Consider the following 22,364-nt stretch of genomic DNA (forward strand, 5'->3'; position numbering starts at 1 on the left):
CGTGAACAGTGGCGATTAGTCAAATTTTTACTGTAAACGATAGGACTATAGTCGATATAATAAATAGATAGAGAGAAAAGGGGACGGATGGTCATGGCGAATTTTCGAATAGGTGGTTTAGCATCTGGTTTAGATACAGAATCCTTAATTAATGATTTAATGAGAGTACAGAGAGTGCCGATTGATAAATTGTCACAAAAGAAACAAACGCTCGAATGGCAGCGCGATTCATATAGAGATATTAACTTAAAACTAGCATCATTCCGCGATATGACTTTAAATATGCGCTTGCAGTCTTCATTTTTATCAAAAATCACGTCTTCTTCTAATAGCAACAAAGTCACAGCAACGGCAGATTCGACAGCAGGGAACGGATCTTATACATTGTCTGCCGTGAGTAGATTGGCGACTTCTGCTACGAATGCAAGTGCGGGAAGAATAACTAGTACAGGTGAAAAGCTAGATACAACGAAAAGTCTATATAGCCAAAAGGACATTTTTGAAAATAGTTCATTCGATTGGAAGAGTACTGAACAAAGTATAAACGAAGAAATCACAGTAAAGAAAGCAGGAACCGAATTTTCATTACAAAAGCTTGGTAAGCATACTATAGAACAAATGGATAGTGTTACAGTTGGTACAGACAACTACCAAGTGGTGACGAGCCTAGATGACTTAGATGCTAGTCGAAAGCAAGTGTTTGTAGATGAGAAAACAGGCAAAATGACTTTCAGCCAACAAATTCCCGCCGACAGTAAAATTGAAGTGGAATACAGTATGGTTCAAAAAGATGCAATTTCTGTTGGCTCTGCAACAAAAGAAGTGCAACTTTCACAAATAGGGATCACAGAATTTGAGGATAGCATTACTTTTACATGGGACAAAAAAGATGCAGCTGGTAATATCATTAAAGACACGAATGGTGACCCAATAAAAGAAACGAAAACATTTACTGCTGGTACGGATGTGAATAATTTAGCAGAAGATCAATTTTATTTAGATAAAGAAACAGGCAAAATCACTTTCGGCTCTGACCTACAAGCAGGTGCAAAAGCGGAAGTGAGCTATGACCACCAATACTTTGAATTCAGTATGTCTACATTCAATGAAACAGGTGAAGTGAGCCAAACATTTACTTTTGATGCCCGTGATTCTTTAACGACAGTAATCGATAAAGTGAATAAATCGTCCTTAGGTGTCAATATGTTTTATGACCAACATTCTGATAAAGTAACGATTGCCCGAACGTCAACAGGCGATTTTAATCAAAGTGGCGATGGGAAAGAGATCTCTTTTAATGGTAGTCCGTTTTTAAATAATGTTCTAAAACTTGATAGCAATAATGAAAAAGGTGGAGAAAATGCGAAATTTACTTTAAATGGTTTAGAAACGGAGAGAACTTCTAATACGTTTACAGTAAACGGTGTTTCTTTTACTTTGAAGGATACATTTGATGCTGTTAATGGCGATTCGCCAGTTACCATTTCAATTAATAACGACACCGATCAAGCCGTAGAAAAAATCAAAGAATTCGTAGAAAAATACAATGAATTAATAGATAATATACAAGGACAGTTATCTGAAGAAAAATATCGTGATTATGCACCGTTAACAAGTGAGCAGCGTGAGGCGATGTCTGAAAAAGATATTGAGCTTTGGGAAGAAAAAGCGAAAAGCGGTTTACTTCGTTCAGATCAACAATTAAGTAGTTTACTAAGCAATATGCGTATGAACTTTTATACACCGCTAGAAGGTGCTACGAGTGAATATAACCAGCTGTCAGCTATTGGTATTACCACAACGAAAAATTATTTAGAAGGTGGTAAGCTCGAAATCAATGAAGATAAGCTGAAGGAAGCATTGGAAAATGATGCAGAAGGTGTATTTAATTTGTTCGCAGCAGATGGCGATACACTTGGTGAACAAGGGATTTCTAGACGATTGCGAGATACCGTTACACAATCAATCGATGCGATTACCTTAAAAGCCGGAAATGGCATGAAGACAAATAGTCAATTTACAATTGGAAAAAATTTAGATGATATCAATAATCGTATAACTGAACTAGAATCGAAATTAGCAGATAAAGAGCAAAGGTATTGGTCACAATTTGCAGCGATGGAGACACAAATGCAAAAAATGAATGAGCAAATGAATTATATGCTCACACAATTCGGTTATAGCTCGCAATAAGGAGTGAAAAGATGACAACCAACCCGTACCAAAAATATCAACAAACTTCTATTAATACAGCCACACCGGCAGAACTAACGATGATGCTTTACAACGGTTGTTTAAAGTTTATTAGCATTGCCAAGCAAGCAATGGAGCAAGGTGAAGTTGCGAAGCGCAATGAAAATATGCAGAAGGCGCAAAATATCATACAAGAATTTATGGTGACACTCAATCAAGAGGTTGAATTATCTAGTGATTTGCTACGAATCTATGATTATGTGTTGAGAACCTTAGTTGACGCCAATACACGCAATGATCTCACAGCTTTAACAGAAGCGGAATCAATGATTATGGATCTTCGTAATACATGGAAAGAAATGATGTTAGCGCAGAAAAAACCTCAAATGGTTGGCAGTGAACAATCATGACAGCGACAACTGATTTGATCGTTTGTACGCGTGAGTTATTACTTCATTTAAACCAAGGATTACCTGAACATGAACGAGAAGCTTACATAAAGAAGACGGATGATTTGCTTGATCAACGATTTATTTTAATGAAACAAGTTGATTTTCAGTCAACAGAAGCTCAGAAGATGAAAGACGTGCTATTGAAGCAGGATCGTGCGATTAAACAATTATTAGATCAGCACCAGCAAATCATTAAGGATGATATCAAACGATTGAAGGTGCAGAAAGTAAAGAGTAAGCAATATGCGAATCCGTATGAAGCTATTGGGATGAGCGACGGTGTTTTTTATGATAAACGAAATTAGGTGATGAAGTTGAAGGAGGAGCAGTATATTCTCCTAAGAGAGTATTGTTCTGTGTTAAATACACTAGAAGAAAGCTTTACCTATATTGTAGATAGCTTCACAGATTTAGATAAAGATGATGGTGATGCGCTTCTTTTTGAGGTGATTGATTCTTTTCCACAAATCAAAGCAGTGAACGAGCAATTACTGCATTTGTTTAAGGAAAACAGTGAAATGGTTCATATTATGCATGTGTTTGAAAAGGTGCAGGAACAAGCTGATCGACTGGAGCAAACCATCGGCAACGCGCCAGAAAAACAAGAAATATTACGTGAGCAATTTTTCCCTTTGTTTGCAGCTTGGCACCGAATGATAGACTATGAATTGCAACCTTATTTATTTTCTTAATACCGTTAAAAAGGTTTTAGCAGGACTTTTTACGGGTAACATAGAAATATAGAGTATAGTCTTATATAAAGACTAGCTTATAAGGATTAGCTGAAGAAGGACAGGCTAAATCATCCTTATGACTCTTATAAAGAGAAGGAGGAGTTCACTTATGAATTTTAACATTCGGGGTGAAAACATTGAGGTAACTCCAGCAATCAGAGACTACGTCGAGAAGAAAATTATGAAGTTGGAAAGATATTTTACTGAAACTCCTAATGTAAATGTAAACGTAAACCTGAAAACCAATAATGATAAAACGTCAAAAGTTGAAGTAACGATTCCGATGACGAATCTTGTACTTCGAGCAGAAGAGGCTCATGCTGATATGTATGCAGCCATCGACTTAATCAACGACAAGTTGGAGAGACAGATTCGTAAACATAAAACGAAAGTCAATCGTAAATTCCGCGAAAAAGGCGGCATTAACGAATTATTCGCTACTTTTGAGGAGCCTGAAGAACACCCAGAAGAAGACAATGACTTAGAGGTCGTTCGCCAAAAGCATTTTGACCTTAAGCCAATGGACAGTGAAGAGGCCATTTTACAAATGAACATGCTCGGCCATAGCTTCTTCGTATTCACCAACGCAGCCACAAGCTTAACCAACGTCGTATACAAACGAAAAGATGGACGCTACGGACTCATCGAAGCGCAATAATATAAAAGGAAGCAGGTAGGTGCTATGGCACTACCTGCTTTTTTCATGTGCGAAGAGAAGTTGATGCTACAGAAGATAAATAGTAGCAGAACATTAATATGTCTTCCCTACGTAAGTCTTGCAAGTATTCATATCGCTCCCATTATTAAGATGCGTTCCCTTATTTGTGCTCGCCATTCTTTTAGTAGTTCTTTTGTTTGTTCGTACTCCTTTGCTTCAATGGATAGGTAAAGTGCTTCATTATAATGAGCACCAGAAAAGATCCGTTTTTCTGGGTAAAGCAAGTAATTGGCCATAGAACCAATGATGATTTTGTCCATATGCTGATCCATAATTTGAAGCATGATTTGGTTTTGTCCAGCAGCTATGATTTGTCTTATGAATTGTAATGAGTGAGTTGCATAAGAGAAATAACGATCGTTCTCTTTATCTAGTAGTTGTTGCTCTAAATGTTCATTTAAAAGTGATAAATTAAATGAATAAAGCGGATTTGTTTCTACCTTTTCAAGCGCATACATTTGATGGGTGAAAATGACTTCGAACATATCTAGTATCTCTTTAGATGATACTTCTTTTACCATCACGCCTCTATTTTTTAAGGAGATCACTAACCCTTCTAGTTCAAGTTTAGCCATCGCATTAGAGATGGGTGTGCGACTCATAGCTAATTCCTCTGATAATTTATATATGGATAGTAAGCTTCCCGGTAGGTATTCACAAGTAAGAATTTTCGTTCGAATGGTGTGATAAGCGGTATCTATTAAAGATTTTGTCATTGTCGTAATTCCTCTCTGTCTAAATCCATTAATTGAACATCCTATGATTATACAATTATAGCGATGATTTCCTAAGAATACATCTTGTAACCTTTGAATTTACACTAAATTTAAAAATTTCACCAAACTCATAAAATGATTCATGTGAGATTAACATCTTATTAACATGCTAGTTGTATACTTCAGTTGTATTTAAATAAAGGAGGACAAATGGATGCATGTTATAGATCAAAAAAAGCTTGGGACGCAACATTATTTTAAAGAAGATTTTTCTAAGAATGGTAAGAGACCTTGGTTTGGAAACATGTCCACTCACCTTGAAAATGATTTTTCGTTTGCAGTTGTTGGTGATCGCTGTGGGATTACAACACCAGGCATTTTTGAGAAAGGTTTGCAGGTAGTAAAAGGCCTTAATCCTGATTTTGTCCTTTCGGTAGGTGATTTCATTGAAGGTTATTGGGATCAAGAGGAAGCGGCCCATGGAGAGTGGGACTATATTGATCAGTTAATTAAAGATGTAGACATTCCATTTTATTTAACAGTTGGTAACCATGACTATGGAAATGACACTATGGTTAAAGTTTGGCGTGAGCGAAAAGGTTTTGAGTATTACGCTTTTCGATTAAATGATTATTTATTTCTAGTGATGAATACAGAGGAAGATCCTTTAGGTATGCCTGAATCATTTGTAAAGAGTTTTAGAGATATTACCAATCAAGTAGTTGAAAATCCAGCAAAAGCAAGAGGGTACATTGAAGAATTCTTCGGACAAATGACTGAAGGGGCTTCGGAGGAAGATATTGAGAAGGGGAACTTACCTCATATTTCAGATGAGCAATTACAGTTTTTTGCTGAAGTGTTACATGAAAATAATGATGTGAAACATACTTTTGTATTTATGCATAAGCCAGCATGGAAAACGAAGGATCCTAAGTTCAGCCAATTTGAAAATATGCTTGAATCAAGAATGTATACGATGTTTGCAGGACACCTTCATCAATTGGAAGTAATGAAAAAAAATAACAGAAATTATATTCAAATGGGTCGTACGGGTGCATGTTGGCACGGTGATAGTGTAGGATCGATCGATCATATTCTTTTAGTAACAGTAAAAAATGGCGAAGTTGGTTTTCAAGTTATCGAACTAGATGGTGTCAGTGATTTGGAAAAGTATGAGGTGAATCAATGACAACAACAGGACTTTATTCTCAAACTGTTCCCCTAAAAGGGGCTCTGAATTTTCGTGATATGGGAGGGCTCGTTACCGTAGATGGTCGAAAAGTACGAAGAGGCATCTTATATAGAGCGGGAGATTTAAGTGGATTAACGACAGATGATATTGCTCAACTGTCTAAACAAAAGATCAAATATATATTTGACTATCGTAGAGAAGATGAAGCAAATGAAAAACCTGATCCGGAAATTGGTAGTGCCAAGCTTTTACGCGTACCGGTAATCGCTGAGGATAATATCGCCGAGCAAGTATCGAAAGTAAAGAAAAAAGAAGATGTATTCAAACACTATACTAAAGAAACATTTTTAACACTCTATTCTACTTTTCCGGTTCGAAATGCTTCTTACCAAGCTTTGATGAATTTATTAAAGGAACCAGAGAAAAACTTGCCGCTAATCCATCATTGTGCTGGAGGAAGAGATCGAACAGGTATAGGCGCCATGATTATTTTACTTACACTCGGTGTGCCATTTTCAACTGTGATGGAAGATTACCTTTATTCTAATGTTGCTTTAGCCACCTTTCATGAGCAAATGTTTCTGCAGGCAGAAGCAGCACTTGTGGAAGAGGAGGTATTGCAATTAAAAGCAGCTTTTTTATTACAGGAAGAATACTTACTTGCAACTAAATCTGCTATAGAAGAAATATATGGCGATTTTGATACTTATTTGTATCTAGAGTTTGGAATAACAAATGAAATAAGGAAAAAAATAAAAGATTTTTGCTTGCAAGAGTAATTTTCTAAAGGGGATATGAACATGGAGAAATTAAGGTTTGCTCATTTATCGGATACACATATTTTAAGAGAATACAAAGGCAGTTTAATTGAAACATTAACAGGTGTTGACAATAATCCAACTGAAACGTTGAAAGGAATATTACAAGCAATCACACAAGATGAAAAAGCGCCAGATTTTATTTTAATTAGTGGGGACCTTGTTCACGAAGGGACAGTTGAAGATTATGCTTTTTTAGCTAAATTACTAGAAGATCATATCACAGATATTCCTTATTATTTAGCTTTAGGGAATCATGATGTGACAGAAGCTTACTGGGAAGGTGTAGGCAACGTAAAAGGAGAGAAGCGGGACTTATTTTACGAAGCAATTATTCAAGGCTATCGCCTAATCGTGCTAGATTCTAGCTATGATCATAGTGGAAAAGGTGTAGTAAGTGAGGAACAACTACAATGGTTAAAGGAGACATTAGCTCAGCCTGCCCCTAATGGTTCGATTGTTGTTGTCCATCATCCATTGGAAGCTGGACATGTGGTCGATGGCCATAGCTTATCGAATTCAGCAGAGGTATTGGCTATTATAAAAAATACCGATGTCAAACTAGTTCTTAGTGGTCATACTCATCAGAATAAAGTAACTACCTATGAAAATATTCTATTATCTACTGCGGGAGGAACTTCTTTTAGTATGGAAATTGGTCAAGAATTAGCTTCGTTTAATAATCGTACGGGCTATAGCATATGTACATTAGGCGAAAATGGTGCAAGTGTAGAACATGTTAGGTACCCAGATAAGTTTGATACATTTTTATCAGTAGAATTGAAGCAGATGCTTCAGCATTCTTAAGCGAAGGGGGAGGGGTAAATGGTTATATTAAAAAGTAAGAGGCTATCGATTATGCTCACTCTATTGTTAGGTATCGCTACAGTGTTAAGTGCTTGTAGCTCTTCTGACGCTTCAACCGTCTCACAGGAAATGGGAGAATTAGATCCTGAGAACCCTACAAAGATAACTTTTTATTCTTATAGTTTAGCTGCTCCAACAATGAAAGAGGGTATGGAACATCTAATTAATGAGTTCAATGACACAATTGGTAAAGAAAAGGGTGTCATTGTTGAAGGGGTTGCTGATGCCTCTTATCAACAGTTTAAGGCAGATATTGCGGCTGGAAAAGCGGTTGATATTGTTCAACATACTTTTTCAACATTAGATAATTCAAGAGAAACTCTCGGATTCCAAGCTTATGAAGATGTGTTTCCAGCAGAAGAATTAAACAATCATCTCAGTGGCATTTCAGACAATGCATTGAGTTTAGGAAAAATAGATGGAAAGACATATGGGTTGGCATTTACATTTAGCACACCGATTGTTTTTATGAATGGAAAATTATTCGAAGAAGCGGGCTTAGATCCAACCAAACCACCACAAACGTGGGAAGAGATTAAGGAATATTCACTTAAAATAAATGAAGAGACAGGCAAAGATGGCTTTGCGTTAGCACCGGATAATGGTTGGACAACTGAAGGTGTGATATTAAGTAATGGAGGCAAAGTACTTTCTGATGATCGTAAGGAAGCGCAATTCGCAAATCAAGAAAGTATTGAAGCGATTGAAATGTGGAAGGATCTCTATCAAAATGGTGCCCATGCAGTTGGGAGTGATACGGAGTTACCCGAGCAATTTATGGCTGGTAATCTAGGAATGTACATTACTTCTACTGCATTGCATAGCGGATTTAAAAACGCTTCCGAAGCGGGTGGCTGGGAACTTTACGGCGCTGGTTTACCATCATTCGGAAACAATCCGTCTGTACCAGTGAACTCTGGCAGTGTTTTAGCTGTTAGACCAGATAATGATGTGAAAAAGGCAGCGGTTTGGGAGTTTATTAAATATGTTACTGGTAATGAAGGCTATACAATCATAACTTCTGAGGTAGGGTATTTACCGCTCAGAACAGAGTTAGCTGATGATCCCAATTATTTAAAAGGATTTATTGACGAAAATCCATTATATAAAATCAACTTGGAGCAATTGAAAAACATCCAACCAGCAGTAATTTGGCCAGCGGAATATGCAACTGAAATGTCCAATATATTTAGAGATGCGATTGTTCAATCGGTTTCAACGGATGCAGATGTAGAAAAAACTTTAAAAGCAGCAGAAGAAGAAATTAACCAATTAATACAATAGGTGTTCATGAGAGAAGGGAATCTTATGAGTGAGGTAAAAAGCATAATCGTATCAGAGCAAGGAAAAAAAGTGAACGAGCAGAAAAACAGACGTGTTGCTCGTTCACTTATAAAATGGAAACCTTATTTATTTTTACTACCTGCTATTCTTTTATTAGGGGTTTGGATGTATAAACCGTTACTATCTACTTTTGTTTTAGCCTTTCAAAAGTGGAGTATGGTCCCAGGCACAGAACCTATTGCAGTAGGGTTAGATAATTTTATTCGCTTGTTCCAAACTAAGGACTTCGTTCAGTCTATCGAAAATACAGTTTTTTATACAGTGGGTATACTACCTTTCTCTATCATCATTCCAATGCTTTTAGCTGTAGCAACAAATGGGTTAAATGGCAGAGTGAAAAATGTGTATCGGGCAATGTTTTTCATCCCAATGATATTGGCACCAGTAACTGTAGGGGCAATCTGGAGATGGCTCTTTCATCCTGCCAATGGATTAGTCAATATTACATTACAAAAACTTGGAATCACCGATGCAAACATCTCTTTCTTTACTGATCCAGTCTATGCGAAATGGCTCATTCTTTTGATGACAGGCTGGGGCTTGATTGGATTTAGTACGATTATTTTCTCTGCAGCATTGACCAATATTAACAGAGATTATTTTGAAGCAGCAGCTTTAGATGGTGCGACGAAATGGAAGCAATTAATAACGATCACTATTCCTTTATTGTCACCAACAATATTATTTATGCTCACAATGAGTATTCTATTTTCTAGTCAATTTACTTTCGCTTATATTGATATTTTAACAGCAGGCGGTCCGTTCGGTACGTCAACGAATATTTATTATGAGATGTATAAATATGGATTCAGTAACTTAAATGCAGGATTAAGTTCAGCAGCCGCGATGTTATTTTTTATTGTATTTGCGATCATTGCTATCGGTTTAAATGTGTTAACGAAAAAATTTGCATTCTATGATAATTAAGGGAGTAAAAGTGATGAAACGGATAAAATCAGTAACGGTACTTCAGCATTTTCTATTAATAATGATGAGTATCATCGCTATTTTCCCACTTTATTGGATGATTATCTCTTCATTTAAAAATGAATCTGAAATTTTCACAAGTTCTTTTATACCACAGGCACCAACATGGCAAAATTATCTATATGCATTCGCAGAAATGCCTATCATACAAATGTTATTTAATTCATTTGTAGTTGCTACTTTAATGACGATTTTGCAGTTGTCAACCAGTTTATTAGCGGGGTTTGCATTAGTCCGATGGAATTTTAAAGGGAAACTTTTAATTTTTACATTACTTAGCTTAACTTGGCTGATTCCTTTTCAAGCGGTAATGATTCCAAACTATGTATTGATTAATCAAATAGGCTTAAATGAAAATCCATTAGGTATTGTCTTACCATTCGCTGCATCGACCTTTGCCATTTTATCAATCTATCAAAGTTTTAGGTCATTTCCTACAGCACTAATTGATGCGGCGAGGTTAGATGGAGAGTCTGACCTCGGTATTTTATTAAGAATTATCCTACCAAATATTCGTTCGACCGTCATATCATTGGGTATCATTCTTTTTATTAATGCTTGGAATGAGTATTTATGGCCAATGTTAGTGACCAAAGAAATGGAGAATGCACCCATTCAAATTGGCTTGAAGTCTTTTGTCAATTCCGATGTGAATATGTGGGGATCACTAATGGCAGCTACAACTATCTCATGTATACCGATACTACTTATCTATTTATTTTTACAAAAACATATCGTTGACTCTTTTGTTCGATTTGGCATCAAATAAATAAGCTGGGGGCGTAAATTATGGGGAGTATCAAAGTTGAACAAATGAAGAAATCTTTCGGTCAAAAAGAAATACTAAAAGGAATCGATGTTGATATACCAGATGGATCATTTGCCATTTTACTAGGTCCCTCAGGATGCGGTAAGTCAACGCTATTGCGTATGATTGCTGGTTTAGAAGAACCGACCAGTGGGTCTATTTTTATTAATGACCAAGATATTACCTATAGCGAGCCTAAAGACCGTGATATCGGGATGGTTTTTCAAAATTATGCATTGTACCCGCATATGACAGTGTTTAAGAACATTGAATACGGATTAAAAATAAAAAAAATAGAGAAAAACAAACGTCTGAACATGGTAAATAAAGTGATTGAGATGGTGGAGTTAACAGAACACGCTAATAAGCGTCCAGGTGAGTTATCAGGGGGACAAAGGCAAAGGGTAGCGTTAGCGAGGGCTATTGTTAAAAGGCCGCACGCGTTTCTAATGGACGAGCCTTTGTCCAACTTAGATGCAAAACTGAGAAATCAAATGAGACAAGAACTTATTGAATTACAAAAAGAATTACAAACTACCTTCCTTTATGTCACACATGACCAAATTGAAGCGATGTCAATGGGGTCATATATCATTATTATGAACAATGGTCATATCATGCAAAAAGGGACACCGAAGGAAATCTATACAAATCCAGCCAATCTATTCGTAGCACAATTTATTGGCTCACCCCCTACAAATATATTGTCTTATGGTGATTATTCCATCGGTATTCGACCAGAAAATATGAGTATGAAGGAAGATGGCCCTAATGTGAATGCTGATTATGTATTAACAGGTGCCGTTGTTTCTACTGAACATTTAGGTGGAGAATCTATCTATTGTCTTACAACGGATTGGGGGAAAGTTTTTGTAAAAGGTGAGTCCACGTGGCAAACACCTACTAAAGAAACCCAAATCGCATTTTCAAAAGAAGATGTCTTGGTATTTGATAAAAGTGGGGAAAGAGTGAGAGATGTTAATTTGGTAGAAAATCTTTTAGCAGAAATGAAGGTAAGTAATAATAGAAGAGAACCAGTGGTTTTATAACAGGTATGCGCAATTCCAGGTAGGAGATTGCGCTTTTTTAAGTTTTGTGAGGGTCACCGGGAATCATTCATTTGCCGAGTCCTAGGAATCGATTTTTTCTGGTGCTTCTTTTATTTGTGCCTCACAGTAAAATTTCGACGTTTGTTGTATCGCTCACAACCTTTGCTAAATATCGCTTATTTTAGGATACATGACCAAAAAGCTGAATAAACAAAAGCCCCTTCTAAAGTAGAAGAAAGGGCTGATTTAAAACTTTCATTCGTCTTGCGGAAGAGCTGAAACTTGCCACTCTACTCCATATTTATCAGTTACTTGTCCATATGATGGGCTCCAAAACGTTTCTTGTAGAGGCATTGTAACTTTCCCCTCTTTAGACAATTTCTCAAATATTTGTTTTGATGAATCCACTGAATCGATTTGAATGGCAATGGTTACTTGATTTCCAATCGTATAAGGAGCTCCAGGAAAATTATCGGAAAGCATCATAGTGGTATTGCCTACTTTAAATTGAGCATTCAATACACGGTCCTGTGCTTCACTTGGAAGTGGGTGATCCGGATCCTCTGGCATCTCTCCAAATGTTTGTAACGAAATAAGCTCTGCGTTAAAGACATCAACATAAAATTGCACTGCTTCTTTTCCATTTCCATTTGTTACTACATAAGGGTTTACTGCTACAATCATTTTTAGCACCTCATCGTCTCATTTTTTGACCACAGAATATTTATTTGATACCTTGTATCAAACTTTATTTCTATATTTCTACTAAAACAGATTTACACCTTCTTATTTCGTCAAAAAAAGAGAAGCATTTAAGCTCTCTCATAACTTCATACTTTAGATAATCCGAAAATAGTGTTAATAAGTACCCTCTACTATAGCCTTCATCTGCCTGTGAAAACCAACAGGCATAAGTTTCTTTAAATTCCCCTTCATATCAGGTATACGAACTGGGAGATTACGTAAGGAATATTCTTTCAAAAGTCACTTCGACTTCACTTAACTTACGGACAGCCTTGAGTAAATAAAATTCTTGCTTCAATAGCTTCCAAAAAGTAACATAACCAACATTGATTCATTGTCTTAATTAAACGCAAAAAAGCCCTCAACAAGAACAGAGGGCAATCCATATATAAGCATTTATTTTATTTCTTCACGGGCTTCTGGTTGTCATCCAAGAGCTTCGAGTACTTCAGTTTCAACCGGTCCGGTGCATATTTAACCATGCTTTGAAGGATAAAGGTTGTGAAGAGTACATCATCTGTGATACCGATGATATAAAGAAAGTCTGGAATGAGATCTATTGGAATGAGGATATAGGCAATCGATACGCCTACAGGAAGTAGTTTCTTCCATAAAGGAATATCTTTAGCTGCTAAGTATTCAAAGAAAAAAGGAATGAATCTCCAGAAGGTTAGGACAAACCCAACACGTTTAAAGAATTTCTTCATCTTCCTCTTCCTTTCCGATTGTTGTCTGTTATTTCCCTCATCATACCTGTTGAGACGATTATTGACAATCTAAATGCTGTTTATGTTTCATTACCCCTACTCTTTAGAAGATATCCTTTACTCTATCATTTTAATTATACTGAATCATTCCATCTTTTATAATTTTCTATTAAATGACCTTAGCCCTAGATTAATGTTAGTATAGAATAGCGATAATTTTGTAGGTGAGCCGGGGGCACTTATTGTGAGTCGGCTTTTAGTTGAGTTGGAATATCCGCGATCAACGAAAGTAGATAACTAATCATATATAATAGAACAAGCTGTTCCTAGGTGATGAGAGGAGAATGAAATATGCAAACAGCTGTGAAAATTAATCGAAATGACCCTTGTCCTTGTGGCAGTGGAAAAAAATACAAAAAATGCTGTGCGAAAAAGGAAACAATTACTATTACAGAACTCATTGATAATGAAGTGAGCGAGTTACAAAAAGAATTACGTATTTTTGCGTATCAAAGATATGGTAATGCCATTAGAAGTGAGTATCAACAATTAATGGAAAAACTGGAAGATACCGATAAAGATGACGCGGAATTTTTCGAATTTATGATGCCTTTCTGGTATATTCCGTTTAAAACGGTTGAAGACGGTGAAACGATTCTTCATAAGTTTATTGAACATAAAAAATCAGCTGTCTTAAGACCAAGATTACAAGAAATTCTACAATCTTGGAAAGTGGCGATCCCGGTAGCTGGGAAAGTGATTGGACTTGATGATAGAGACTTACATTTTGTAGATACACTGACAAATGAATCGTATACAGTCGTATTAGATGAAGCAATGAATGATTTTTCTGAAGGTTGGTTTGCTTTCGGTGTATTATTCCCATATGAGGACAAATATACCGCTTTTCCTTGCTTATTCGAAGTATCAGAAGGAAAAGCAGCAGATTATGAGGGTTATCTAAAAGATGATTTTGCAGCAATTGGAAATAATCATGCTATCCAATATCTCGAAGATCATTTCTTGGAGCTCATGCATCGCCTTCCAGAGGCAGCTGCAAGTGTAGATATGGATGCTTATGAATGGCCAACCGAAGGGGCTAAACAAGTGGCAGAGCAATTTGAAAAAGATATGACTGTAGCGGGAGAACCGCAATGGGTCATTAATTTCGGTGTAGGTGTGTGGGTAGAATACATTAAACAAACGAATAAACGTATTCAAAAAGCAGAAAATTATATTGCTGCCCTACGTTATTTTGTTTATGAACAGTCAGGTGTCGAATCAAGTATGACACAAAAAGAGCTTGGGGAAAAATACGGGCTAACAGCTGGCCGAGTATCTACTTACTACAGGGATATTCAGAGCCAAGTAGCTGCATTTATTGACGATATTTTTAATAAAACAAAGCAAGATAATTAAATGGGAAAGAAGCTAGGAATGAATCTAGCTTCTTTCTTTATTATTTCGCCGCCCTAAATGACAAAATTACTCCTTCACACCTGACAAAAGTTGTCTCTACCCATGCGAAGTGGTATCATTAATACCATATATCATTGTTTCAGGAAGACTTTTTAAATAGACATCTCCAATAGATAAAGGAGCGTTTGTATGCTTGGGATTTTAAATAAGGTTTTTGATGTGAATAAACGTGAATTAAAACGCCTAACGAAAACGGCGGAACAAATAGAAGCATTAGCTTCGAAGATGGAAGCGCTGAGTGATGAACAGTTAAAAGCGAAAACGGGTGAGTTCAAAGAGCGTCATCAAAAAGGTGAATCGCTTGATGATTTACTAGTAGAAGCATTTGCTGTGGTAAGAGAAGCGTCAAGACGTGTGTTTGGCTTATATCCTTATCCCGTACAGTTAATGGGTGGGGCAGCACTTCATGATGGCAATATATCTGAAATGAAAACCGGTGAAGGTAAAACTTTAACTTCGACGATGCCGGTTTATTTAAATGCGATTTCAGGAAAAGGTGTACATGTTGTAACAGTCAATGAATACTTAGTGACTCGTGATGCTACTGAAATGGGACAACTATATGATTTCCTTGGACTAACTGTCGGTTTGAACTTAAATGGTATGTCTAAAGAGGAAAAACAAGCAGCCTATGCAGCTGATATTACTTATAGTACAAACAATGAATTAGGATTTGATTATTTACGAGACAATATGGTGCTTTATAAAGAGCAAAAAGTGCAACGGCCGTTAAATTTTGCAGTTATTGATGAGGTTGACTCGATTTTAATTGATGAAGCGCGTACACCGTTGATTATTTCTGGATCCGCACAAAAATCAACGAAACTTTATTTACAAGCGAATGCCTTTGTTAGCCGCTTAAAGGTAGAGGAAGACTTCACTTATGATGAAAAAACAAAAGGTGTGCAATTAACGGAAGAAGGGATGACAAAGGCCGAGAAAGCTTTTGGCATTGACAATTTGTTTGATGTTTCTCATGTTTCTTTGAATCACCATATTACGCAAGCGCTAAAGGCACACACAAGTATGCATAAAGATGTGGACTACGTTGTACAAGAAGGCGAAATTGTGATTGTCGACCAATTCACTGGCCGTCTTATGAAAGGTCGTCGTTATAGTGATGGTCTTCACCAATCAATTGAAGCGAAGGAAGGCTTAGAAATTCAGAATGAAAGTATGACCCTTGCTTCCATTACATTCCAGAACTACTTCCGTATGTATGAAAAATTATCAGGTATGACAGGTACAGCAAAAACAGAAGAAGAGGAATTCCGTAACATTTACAATATGAATGTCATTGCAATTCCGACAAACCGTCCTGTTGCACGTGATGATCGTTCTGATTTAATTTATGCAACGGTGGATGGAAAATATCGTGCTTTAGTGGAAGACATAGCAGAACGCCATAAAAATGGGCAACCAGTCCTTGTTGGTACAGTTGCCATTGAAACGTCTGAAATTATCTCAAAATACCTAACAAAAAAAGGGATTCCGCATAATGTCTTGAATGCGAAAAACCATGGCCGTGAAGCAGATATTATTTTAGATGCTGGTAAGTCTGGCGCCGTTACGATTGCTACAAATATGGCTGGTCGTGGTACTGATATCAAACTTGGTGAAGGTGTCAAAGAAGTCGGCGGATTAGCTGTTATCGGTACAGAGCGACATGAAAGTCGTCGAATTGATAACCAGCTCCGTGGTCGTTCTGGTCGTCAAGGTGATCCTGGTGTTACCCAGTTCTATTTATCAATGGAAGATGAATTAATGCGTCGTTTTGGTTCGGATAATATGAAAAACATGATGTCGAAGCTTGGCATGGATGATTCGCAACCGATTCAAAGTAAAATGGTTTCACGTGCAGTTGAATCTGCACAAAAACGAGTAGAAGGAAATAACTTCGATGCCCGTAAACAATTGCTTTCATATGATGATGTGTTGCGTCAGCAACGTGAGATTATTTATACACAAAGAAATGAAGTGCTTGATTCAGAGAACTTAAGAGAAATTGTCGAGCGTATGGTTCATAGCGTCTTAACACGGAACGTCCATGCTTTTGCTTCACAAACAGAAGAAGATGGTGACGATGAATGGAACTATGAAGGATTAATTGATTACGTTAAAGGAAATCTTCTTCCAGAAGGAACGGTTACAGTGGAAGATATTCGCAGAAAAGAAGCGGATGAAGTAATCGATCATATTTGGGATAAAATCATTGCCTTCTATAATGAAAAAGAAGAAAAAATGCAAAGTGAACAAATGCGCGAATTCGAAAAAGTGATTATGCTTCGTGCTGTTGATACAAAATGGATTGATCATATTGATGCCATGGATCAACTTCGTCAAGGGATTCACCTTCGTGCGTATGGACAAATTGATCCACTGCGCGAATATCAAAAAGAAGGCTTCCACATGTTTGAAATGATGATTGCTGCTATTGAAGAAGATGTAGCGAAATATGTGATGAAAGCAGAAATTCGTGACAATCTTCAACGTCAAGAAGTAGCAAAAGGCCAAGCTGTCAACCCGAAAGAAAGTGAAGACGGTAAACAGAAGAAGAAAAAGCCTGTTGTCAAACAAATGGATGTTGGTCGTAATGATCCATGTATTTGCGGCAGTGGAAAAAAATATAAAAACTGCTGTGGTGCAAAAGGTTAACAATATCTGAATAAGAGCCGGCAAAAACCTGTTTATAAGGGTCGCTGCCGGCTTTTTACACGAAGTGTTTCACTTTGCCTGGAGAAGTTATATAATATAAAGGTTAAAAATATGTGTAGAGGTGACCAAGATGGAATTAGCAGAGATTCGTCATGAGTTAGAGAAAACAGCTAAAATTTTAGCGGACTTTAGGGGGTCTCTTTGACTTAGAAAACAAAGAGGCACGTATTGCAGAACTTGATAACGAAATGCTTCATCCTAGTTTTTGGGATGATCAACAAGCCGCACAAGTAGTGATCAATGAGTCCAATGCATTAAAAGAACAAGTCAATGAGTTCAATGATTTAAATGAGACGTTCGAGAATCTCGAATTAACATATGAATTAGTAAAAGAAGAAGCAGATGCAGAACTTCAAGAAGAGCTTGAAACGGAGATCGTCGCTTTATCTAAGCGTTTAGCTGATTTTGAGCTGCAATTGCTTTTAAGTGAAGAATACGATAAAAATAACGCGATTTTAGAACTTCATCCAGGTGCTGGTGGTACAGAGTCTCAGGACTGGGGTTCGATGTTATTACGTATGTACACTCGTTGGGCAGAGAAAAAAGGATTTAAAGTAGAAACATTAGATTACCTGCCAGGTGACGAAGCGGGAATTAAGAGCGTAACATTGTCTATTAAAGGACATAATGCATACGGCTATTTAAAAGCGGAGAAAGGCGTTCATCGACTCGTACGTATTTCGCCATTTGATTCTTCTGGCCGTCGCCATACTTCCTTCGTATCTTGTGAAGTAATGCCAGAATTCAACGATGAAATTGAAATTGATATCCGGACAGAGGATTTGAAAATTGATACGTACCGTGCCAGTGGAGCAGGTGGACAGCATATCAATACAACGGATTCAGCGGTAAGGATTACGCATTTACCGACAAATGTCGTTGTTACATGCCAGTCAGAACGTTCCCAAATTAAAAACCGCGAACAAGCAATGAAAATGTTGAAAGCGAAACTTTACCAAAAGAAAATCGAAGAACAAGAGCAAGAATTACTAGAGATCCGTGGAGAACAAAAAGAGATTGGTTGGGGAAGCCAAATTCGTTCCTATGTCTTCCACCCATACTCTATGGTCAAAGACCACCGTACAAACACCGAATCAGGCAATGTACAAGGCGTCATGGACGGAGACCTAGACATCTTCATCAACGCTTACCTACGTTCTAAATTGAGCTTAGGTGAATAAGAAGAAAAAGCAGCGTCCACAATGGAGGACGTTGCTTTTTTTATATTGGTGATAATTTTAAGCCGAAAACGAGGTTTGGTAAGTGGGGCAGAAGTGAGGTTGGGGATGAACGCTATGTGAAGTGGGTTTGGGAGTCACTTGGAAAGAAGAAGGGAGATGAGAGCTTCGTAAAGTGGATTAGTGAGCGGCTCAGCAGGAACCCTGAAAATGAGAGCCTCACAAACTGGAATTGTGAGTCACTCAGGAAGAAAACGAAAGCTGAGAGCTTCACAAAATGAATTAGCAAGTCACTCAGAAAGAGAAGCGAAAATGAGAGCTTAGCAAACTGGAATTGTGAGTCACTCAGTAGGAAAATTGGAAATGAGAGCTTAGCAAACTGGAACTGTGAGTCACTCAGAAAGAAAACGGAAGCTGAGAGCTTAGCAAACTGGAACTGTGAGTCACTCAGAAAGAAAACGGAAGCTGAGAGCTTCACAAACTGGAATAGCAAGTGACTCAGAAAGAGAAGCGAAAATGAGAGCTTCGCAAACTGGAATTGTGAGTCACTCAGCAGGGAAATTGGAAATGAGAGCTTCGCAAACTGGAACTGTGAGTCGCTCAGAAAGAGAACCGAAAATGAGAGCTTCACAAACTGGAATAGCAAGTCACTCAGGAAGAAAACCGAAGATGAGAGCTTCACAAACTGGAATAGCAAGTGACTCAGAAAGAAAACGGAAGCTGAGAGCTTCACAAACTGGAACTGTGAGTCGCTCAGAAAGAGAAGCGAAAATGAGAGCTTCACAAACTGAATTAGCAAGTCACTCAGAAAGAAAACCGAAGCTGAGAGCTTCACAAACTGGAATAGCAAGTCACTCAGAAAGAGAAGCGAAAATGAGAGCTTCACAAACTGGAATAGCAAGTCACTCAGGAAGAAAACCGAAGCTGAGAGCTTCACAAACTGGAATTGCAAGTCGCTCAGAAAGAGAACGGTAGCTGAGAGCTTCACAAACTGGAATAGCAAGTCGCTCAGAAAGAGAACCGAAAATGAGAGCTTCGCAAACTGGAACTGAGAGTCACTCAGAAAGAAAATCGAAGCTGAGAGCTTCACAAACTGGAACTGAGAGTCACTCAGAAAGAGAAGCGAAAATGAGAGCTTCGCAAACTGGAATTGTGAGTCACTCAGCAGGAACCCTAAAAATGAGAGCTTCACAAACTGGAACTGAGAGTCACTCAGAAAGAGAACCGAAGCTGAGAGCTTCACAAACTGGAACGGTGAGTCGCTCAGAAAGAGAAGCGAAAATGAGAGCTTCACAAACTGAATTAGCAAGTCACTCAGAAAGAGAAGCGAAAATGAGAGCTTCACAAACTGAATTAGCAAGTCACTCAAAATGAAAATCAGAAGCGGAAGCACAGCTCCCCCGTATCACGTAAAAGGTTTTCACATCTATGTTGAGGAAGAACAATTAGCACATCCACTCAAGAAGATTCCACAATGGAAAAGGATTGAGGTTCTATACGAATTATCCTGCTATTCATGGCTACATACAACCAATAAACATAACTAGCCGAGACCAAGCAACTCACTTTAAAGAAGCCTCTACTTAGACCCTCCACATGCATCCCTAAAATAAATCTAAATAGAGAACGTATAGTCTTCTCGCATAATCCCACCCACCACAACTCATAATAAATTTTATATCTTTGTTTATTCACCCCTTTAACACAGTAGTTGAATGTCATTTACATAGGATAAAAGCCATGCTATACTCACTCTCTGAAAAGACAAAGGTGATGAAAAGATTGAATTGTGCGCATATACTCGTAATTGAGACGATTTCTTATTGCCTCGTGTCCTTTAGCAAATGAACATCATATTAGACTTGGCACTAAGGAGGCATTTTACGTAAATGAATAGTCAAAAAGTAAATAAAAAGAAGCGAAAGACTGTATCAGGGAACTCAAAGTTAGTTGAATACGTATTCGTATTGATTGGATCGGCACTTGTCGCTATCAGTTTTAACTTATTTTTACTACCAAATGAAGTGGCCTCAGGGGGAGTAAGTGGGATTAGCACAATTTTGAAGGCTATTACAGGATGGGAGCCAGCTTATGTGCAGTGGGCACTAAATATTCCCCTATTTATTGCTGGGGTCATATTATTAGGTGGATCATTCGGTATTAAAACATTAGTAGGAACCATATTCCTTCCTTTCGTCGTTTTCTTAACAAAAGACTTGGAGCCTTGGACAATGGATCCGCTACTTGCCTCTTTGTTCGGTTGTATCGGTGTCGGTTTGGGTCTAGGTATTACTTTCCGCGGGAAGGCATCTACAGGTGGGACTGACTTAGCAGCTCAGATTATTCATAAATATACCGGATTATCTCTCGGTGTATGTGTGGCACTGATTGATGGATTGATTGTGATAGCAGCTGCTGTTGTGTTTGATATTGAAAAAGGTTTATATGCATTAATCGGCCTATATGTAACGAGTAAAACCATTGATATCGTTCAGGTTGGCCTTGGTAGGAAAAAAATGGCACTCATTATTACGAACCGTCAAGATGAAGTTCGTGATGGAATTTTGAATAAAATTGATAGAGGTGTGACAAAACTATCAGCATACGGTGGATATACAGATCATGAACGTCCTGTTTTAATGTGTGTGGTTGATCAGACAGAGTTCACGAAATTGAAACAACTCGTTCAATCAATTGACCCATCTGCTTTTATCATTGTTAGCGATGCTTCAGAGGTACTTGGAGAGGGTTTTAAACGGGCGTAATATTGGTATAATTTCACTGTAATCTGTAAATTTTCCTATAAAGGGAGGTAAATGTAATGAAGAAAAAGCTTTTATCAATTCTTTTCGGCTCAGCTCTTGTTTTTTCACTCGCTGCATGTGGTGGCAATGATGAGGCAGGTGACGACACTGCAACAGATGATAATACGAGTGGTGAAGAGTCAACAGCGGATGCGGGAGATGCACAAAAACTGTATGACAATAACTGTATGAGTTGTCATGGTGGAGATCTTTCAGGGGGTGCTGGACCTGCGTTAGATAAAATCGGTGCTAACTACTCTGCTGATGAAATTCACGACATTATTATCAACGGTAAAGGTGCAATGCCTGGCGGACTCTTGAATGAAGAAGAAGCGAATACAGTTGCTGAATGGCTTGCAGCTAAAAAGTAATAAAAGAGAAAAAAACGCGCTCACTCACAGCGCGTTTTTCTTTGGAGAAAATAAAGAAAAATCGACAAATGTTCACATTACCCTAGGGTGAAAAACGTCACTAGCATATCCAGTCAATTATAGAGCTGCTTACATAATATTAAACGGAAAATTGCGACAAAAGAAAGGTCTAATTATCTAATATTGGAAAATAATTCTATTATAATTCCTCAAAAGTAGACATATTTACCTATAATATTACTGTGTTGAAAAGAAAATGTAATAATTTTATGCGTTATTTTGACAATATATGATGTTATAATGAGTGAAGTAAACGTAAGAAATGTTGTTTGATCCCTCGAGTCAATGGTTTTTAGAAGAAGATGTCAGTTTATGTCGATTAAATGCATCTTTATCATTCACACACCGCAATTGCCCCGCCTAAGGAAAAGAAACCCACTTTAACTGATGATTATTTTATAAAAAATAATTGGGTTAGGCTTGCGCAA

Annotated in this window: 22 protein-coding genes; 19 read left to right on the top strand and 3 right to left on the bottom strand. The window is 37.6% G+C overall.

Annotated features, from left to right (window positions below):
• Nucleotides 1–93 precede the first annotated feature (93 nt).
• From fliD to hpf, 5 genes are all read left to right on the top strand, one after another.
• Nucleotides 94–2,193 carry a flagellar filament capping protein FliD gene (gene fliD, locus MKX29_RS12160; RefSeq protein ID WP_341105707.1) on the top strand — a complete coding sequence of 700 codons (2,100 nt, stop codon included), beginning with the start codon at nucleotides 94–96 and terminating at the stop codon, nucleotides 2,191–2,193.
• 11 nt (nucleotides 2,194–2,204) lie between these two features.
• The gene (gene fliS, locus MKX29_RS12165) at nucleotides 2,205–2,603 is read left to right on the top strand and encodes a flagellar export chaperone FliS (protein WP_251162129.1); all 399 of its coding nucleotides are present in this window, start codon (nucleotides 2,205–2,207) and stop codon (nucleotides 2,601–2,603) included.
• Nucleotides 2,600–2,950 (top strand): hypothetical protein, encoded by a 351-nt coding sequence (locus MKX29_RS12170; protein WP_341105710.1) that lies wholly within the window; start codon nucleotides 2,600–2,602, stop codon nucleotides 2,948–2,950. The genes fliS and MKX29_RS12170 overlap by 4 nt, the downstream gene beginning before the upstream one ends.
• Nucleotides 2,951–2,959: 9 nt before the next feature.
• Complete coding sequence (locus MKX29_RS12175; protein WP_180316929.1) at nucleotides 2,960–3,337, top strand: hypothetical protein; 378 nt, start codon at nucleotides 2,960–2,962, stop codon at nucleotides 3,335–3,337.
• 151 nt (nucleotides 3,338–3,488) lie between these two features.
• Nucleotides 3,489–4,037, top strand: a complete 549-nt coding sequence (gene hpf, locus MKX29_RS12180) for a ribosome hibernation-promoting factor, HPF/YfiA family (RefSeq protein WP_095371838.1) — start codon at nucleotides 3,489–3,491, stop codon at nucleotides 4,035–4,037.
• A 128-nt stretch (nucleotides 4,038–4,165) separates the two neighbouring features.
• Here the strand turns inward: hpf and MKX29_RS12185 are convergent, their stop codons facing one another.
• Entirely contained in the window at nucleotides 4,166–4,813 is a 648-nt protein-coding gene (locus MKX29_RS12185; protein ID WP_224937145.1) for a GntR family transcriptional regulator, read from the bottom strand.
• Nucleotides 4,814–5,027: 214 nt separating this feature from the next.
• On the opposite strand from MKX29_RS12185, the gene MKX29_RS12190 reads away from it, so the two are divergent.
• Genes MKX29_RS12190 through MKX29_RS12220 form a run of 7 tightly spaced genes read left to right on the top strand, consistent with a single transcriptional unit; the run spans nucleotide 5,028 to nucleotide 11,878 of the window.
• Nucleotides 5,028–6,002: a metallophosphoesterase family protein gene (locus MKX29_RS12190; RefSeq protein WP_224937144.1), complete on the top strand. Its 975-nt coding sequence runs from the start codon at nucleotides 5,028–5,030 to the stop codon at nucleotides 6,000–6,002.
• Nucleotides 5,999–6,784, top strand: coding sequence for a tyrosine-protein phosphatase (locus MKX29_RS12195; RefSeq protein ID WP_224937143.1), 786 nt, complete (start codon nucleotides 5,999–6,001; stop codon nucleotides 6,782–6,784). Before MKX29_RS12190 ends, MKX29_RS12195 begins: the two co-directional genes overlap by 4 nt.
• Nucleotides 6,785–6,805: 21 nt before the next feature.
• A complete protein-coding gene (locus tag MKX29_RS12200; RefSeq protein WP_341105716.1) occupies nucleotides 6,806–7,630 on the top strand; it encodes a metallophosphoesterase family protein in 825 nt (274 codons plus the stop codon).
• An 18-nt stretch (nucleotides 7,631–7,648) separates the two neighbouring features.
• Complete coding sequence (locus MKX29_RS12205) at nucleotides 7,649–8,974, top strand: ABC transporter substrate-binding protein (RefSeq protein WP_341105718.1); 1,326 nt, start codon at nucleotides 7,649–7,651, stop codon at nucleotides 8,972–8,974.
• 24 nt (nucleotides 8,975–8,998) lie between these two features.
• Complete coding sequence (locus MKX29_RS12210; RefSeq protein WP_341105720.1) at nucleotides 8,999–9,961, top strand: carbohydrate ABC transporter permease; 963 nt, start codon at nucleotides 8,999–9,001, stop codon at nucleotides 9,959–9,961.
• A 13-nt stretch (nucleotides 9,962–9,974) separates the two neighbouring features.
• Nucleotides 9,975–10,790, top strand: coding sequence for a carbohydrate ABC transporter permease (locus MKX29_RS12215; protein WP_251162122.1), 816 nt, complete (start codon nucleotides 9,975–9,977; stop codon nucleotides 10,788–10,790).
• A 20-nt stretch (nucleotides 10,791–10,810) separates the two neighbouring features.
• The gene (locus MKX29_RS12220; protein ID WP_289434642.1) at nucleotides 10,811–11,878 is read left to right on the top strand and encodes an ABC transporter ATP-binding protein; all 1,068 of its coding nucleotides are present in this window, start codon (nucleotides 10,811–10,813) and stop codon (nucleotides 11,876–11,878) included.
• A gap of 255 nt (nucleotides 11,879–12,133) precedes the next feature.
• Here the strand turns inward: MKX29_RS12220 and MKX29_RS12225 are convergent, their stop codons facing one another.
• A complete protein-coding gene (locus MKX29_RS12225) occupies nucleotides 12,134–12,562 on the bottom strand; it encodes a VOC family protein (protein ID WP_289434640.1) in 429 nt (142 codons plus the stop codon).
• 461 nt (nucleotides 12,563–13,023) lie between these two features.
• The gene (locus MKX29_RS12230) at nucleotides 13,024–13,329 is read right to left on the bottom strand and encodes a YkvA family protein (protein WP_095371847.1); all 306 of its coding nucleotides are present in this window, start codon (nucleotides 13,327–13,329) and stop codon (nucleotides 13,024–13,026) included.
• Between the two features lie 351 nt (nucleotides 13,330–13,680).
• Between MKX29_RS12230 and MKX29_RS12235 the strand changes: the two genes are divergently transcribed.
• The 7 genes from MKX29_RS12235 to cccB all read left to right on the top strand — a co-directional run bounded on the left by MKX29_RS12235 (nucleotide 13,681) and on the right by cccB (nucleotide 21,876).
• A complete protein-coding gene (locus MKX29_RS12235) occupies nucleotides 13,681–14,748 on the top strand; it encodes a YecA family protein (protein WP_341105723.1) in 1,068 nt (355 codons plus the stop codon).
• A gap of 189 nt (nucleotides 14,749–14,937) precedes the next feature.
• Complete coding sequence (gene secA / locus MKX29_RS12240) at nucleotides 14,938–17,463, top strand: preprotein translocase subunit SecA (protein WP_341105725.1); 2,526 nt, start codon at nucleotides 14,938–14,940, stop codon at nucleotides 17,461–17,463.
• Between the two features lie 130 nt (nucleotides 17,464–17,593).
• Nucleotides 17,594–18,704 (top strand): peptide chain release factor 2 gene (gene prfB / locus MKX29_RS12245; RefSeq protein ID WP_157733891.1). Its coding sequence is split into 2 segments (ribosomal slippage): nucleotides 17,594–17,665 and nucleotides 17,667–18,704, totalling 1,110 coding nucleotides; the frame shifts between segments, so codons are not numbered across the junction.
• Between the two features lie 513 nt (nucleotides 18,705–19,217).
• Nucleotides 19,218–19,676, top strand: a complete 459-nt coding sequence (locus tag MKX29_RS12250) for a hypothetical protein (RefSeq protein WP_341105727.1) — start codon at nucleotides 19,218–19,220, stop codon at nucleotides 19,674–19,676.
• Between the two features lie 51 nt (nucleotides 19,677–19,727).
• Complete coding sequence (locus MKX29_RS12255) at nucleotides 19,728–20,075, top strand: hypothetical protein (protein WP_341105729.1); 348 nt, start codon at nucleotides 19,728–19,730, stop codon at nucleotides 20,073–20,075.
• A gap of 515 nt (nucleotides 20,076–20,590) precedes the next feature.
• Nucleotides 20,591–21,466, top strand: a complete 876-nt coding sequence (locus MKX29_RS12260; RefSeq protein ID WP_289434629.1) for a YitT family protein — start codon at nucleotides 20,591–20,593, stop codon at nucleotides 21,464–21,466.
• 56 nt (nucleotides 21,467–21,522) lie between these two features.
• Entirely contained in the window at nucleotides 21,523–21,876 is a 354-nt protein-coding gene (gene cccB, locus MKX29_RS12265; RefSeq protein WP_224937129.1) for a cytochrome c551, read from the top strand.
• Nucleotides 21,877–22,364: the final 488 nt, after the last annotated feature.

The sequence above is a fragment of the Cytobacillus sp. FSL R7-0696 genome, assembly GCF_038006865.1.
In the GTDB taxonomy this organism is placed as follows: Bacteria; Bacillota; Bacilli; order Bacillales; family Cytobacillaceae; genus Cytobacillus; species Cytobacillus kochii.

Coding starts and splice junctions, on each gene's coding strand:
- fliD (WP_341105707.1), top strand. CDS start 94: ATGGCGAATTTTCGAATAGGTGGTTTAGCATCTGGTTTAGATACAGAA.
- fliS (WP_251162129.1), top strand. CDS start 2,205: ATGACAACCAACCCGTACCAAAAATATCAACAAACTTCTATTAATACA.
- MKX29_RS12170 (WP_341105710.1), top strand. CDS start 2,600: ATGACAGCGACAACTGATTTGATCGTTTGTACGCGTGAGTTATTACTT.
- hpf (WP_095371838.1), top strand. CDS start 3,489: ATGAATTTTAACATTCGGGGTGAAAACATTGAGGTAACTCCAGCAATC.
- MKX29_RS12185 (WP_224937145.1), bottom strand. CDS start 4,813: ATGACAAAATCTTTAATAGATACCGCTTATCACACCATTCGAACGAAA.
- MKX29_RS12190 (WP_224937144.1), top strand. CDS start 5,028: ATGCATGTTATAGATCAAAAAAAGCTTGGGACGCAACATTATTTTAAA.
- MKX29_RS12195 (WP_224937143.1), top strand. CDS start 5,999: ATGACAACAACAGGACTTTATTCTCAAACTGTTCCCCTAAAAGGGGCT.
- MKX29_RS12200 (WP_341105716.1), top strand. CDS start 6,806: ATGGAGAAATTAAGGTTTGCTCATTTATCGGATACACATATTTTAAGA.
- MKX29_RS12205 (WP_341105718.1), top strand. CDS start 7,649: ATGGTTATATTAAAAAGTAAGAGGCTATCGATTATGCTCACTCTATTG.
- MKX29_RS12210 (WP_341105720.1), top strand. CDS start 8,999: ATGAGTGAGGTAAAAAGCATAATCGTATCAGAGCAAGGAAAAAAAGTG.
- MKX29_RS12215 (WP_251162122.1), top strand. CDS start 9,975: ATGAAACGGATAAAATCAGTAACGGTACTTCAGCATTTTCTATTAATA.
- MKX29_RS12220 (WP_289434642.1), top strand. CDS start 10,811: ATGGGGAGTATCAAAGTTGAACAAATGAAGAAATCTTTCGGTCAAAAA.
- MKX29_RS12225 (WP_289434640.1), bottom strand. CDS start 12,562: ATGATTGTAGCAGTAAACCCTTATGTAGTAACAAATGGAAATGGAAAA.
- MKX29_RS12230 (WP_095371847.1), bottom strand. CDS start 13,329: ATGAAGAAATTCTTTAAACGTGTTGGGTTTGTCCTAACCTTCTGGAGA.
- MKX29_RS12235 (WP_341105723.1), top strand. CDS start 13,681: ATGCAAACAGCTGTGAAAATTAATCGAAATGACCCTTGTCCTTGTGGC.
- secA (WP_341105725.1), top strand. CDS start 14,938: ATGCTTGGGATTTTAAATAAGGTTTTTGATGTGAATAAACGTGAATTA.
- MKX29_RS12250 (WP_341105727.1), top strand. CDS start 19,218: ATGAGAGCTTCGCAAACTGGAATTGTGAGTCACTCAGCAGGGAAATTG.
- MKX29_RS12255 (WP_341105729.1), top strand. CDS start 19,728: ATGAGAGCTTCGCAAACTGGAACTGAGAGTCACTCAGAAAGAAAATCG.
- MKX29_RS12260 (WP_289434629.1), top strand. CDS start 20,591: ATGAATAGTCAAAAAGTAAATAAAAAGAAGCGAAAGACTGTATCAGGG.
- cccB (WP_224937129.1), top strand. CDS start 21,523: ATGAAGAAAAAGCTTTTATCAATTCTTTTCGGCTCAGCTCTTGTTTTT.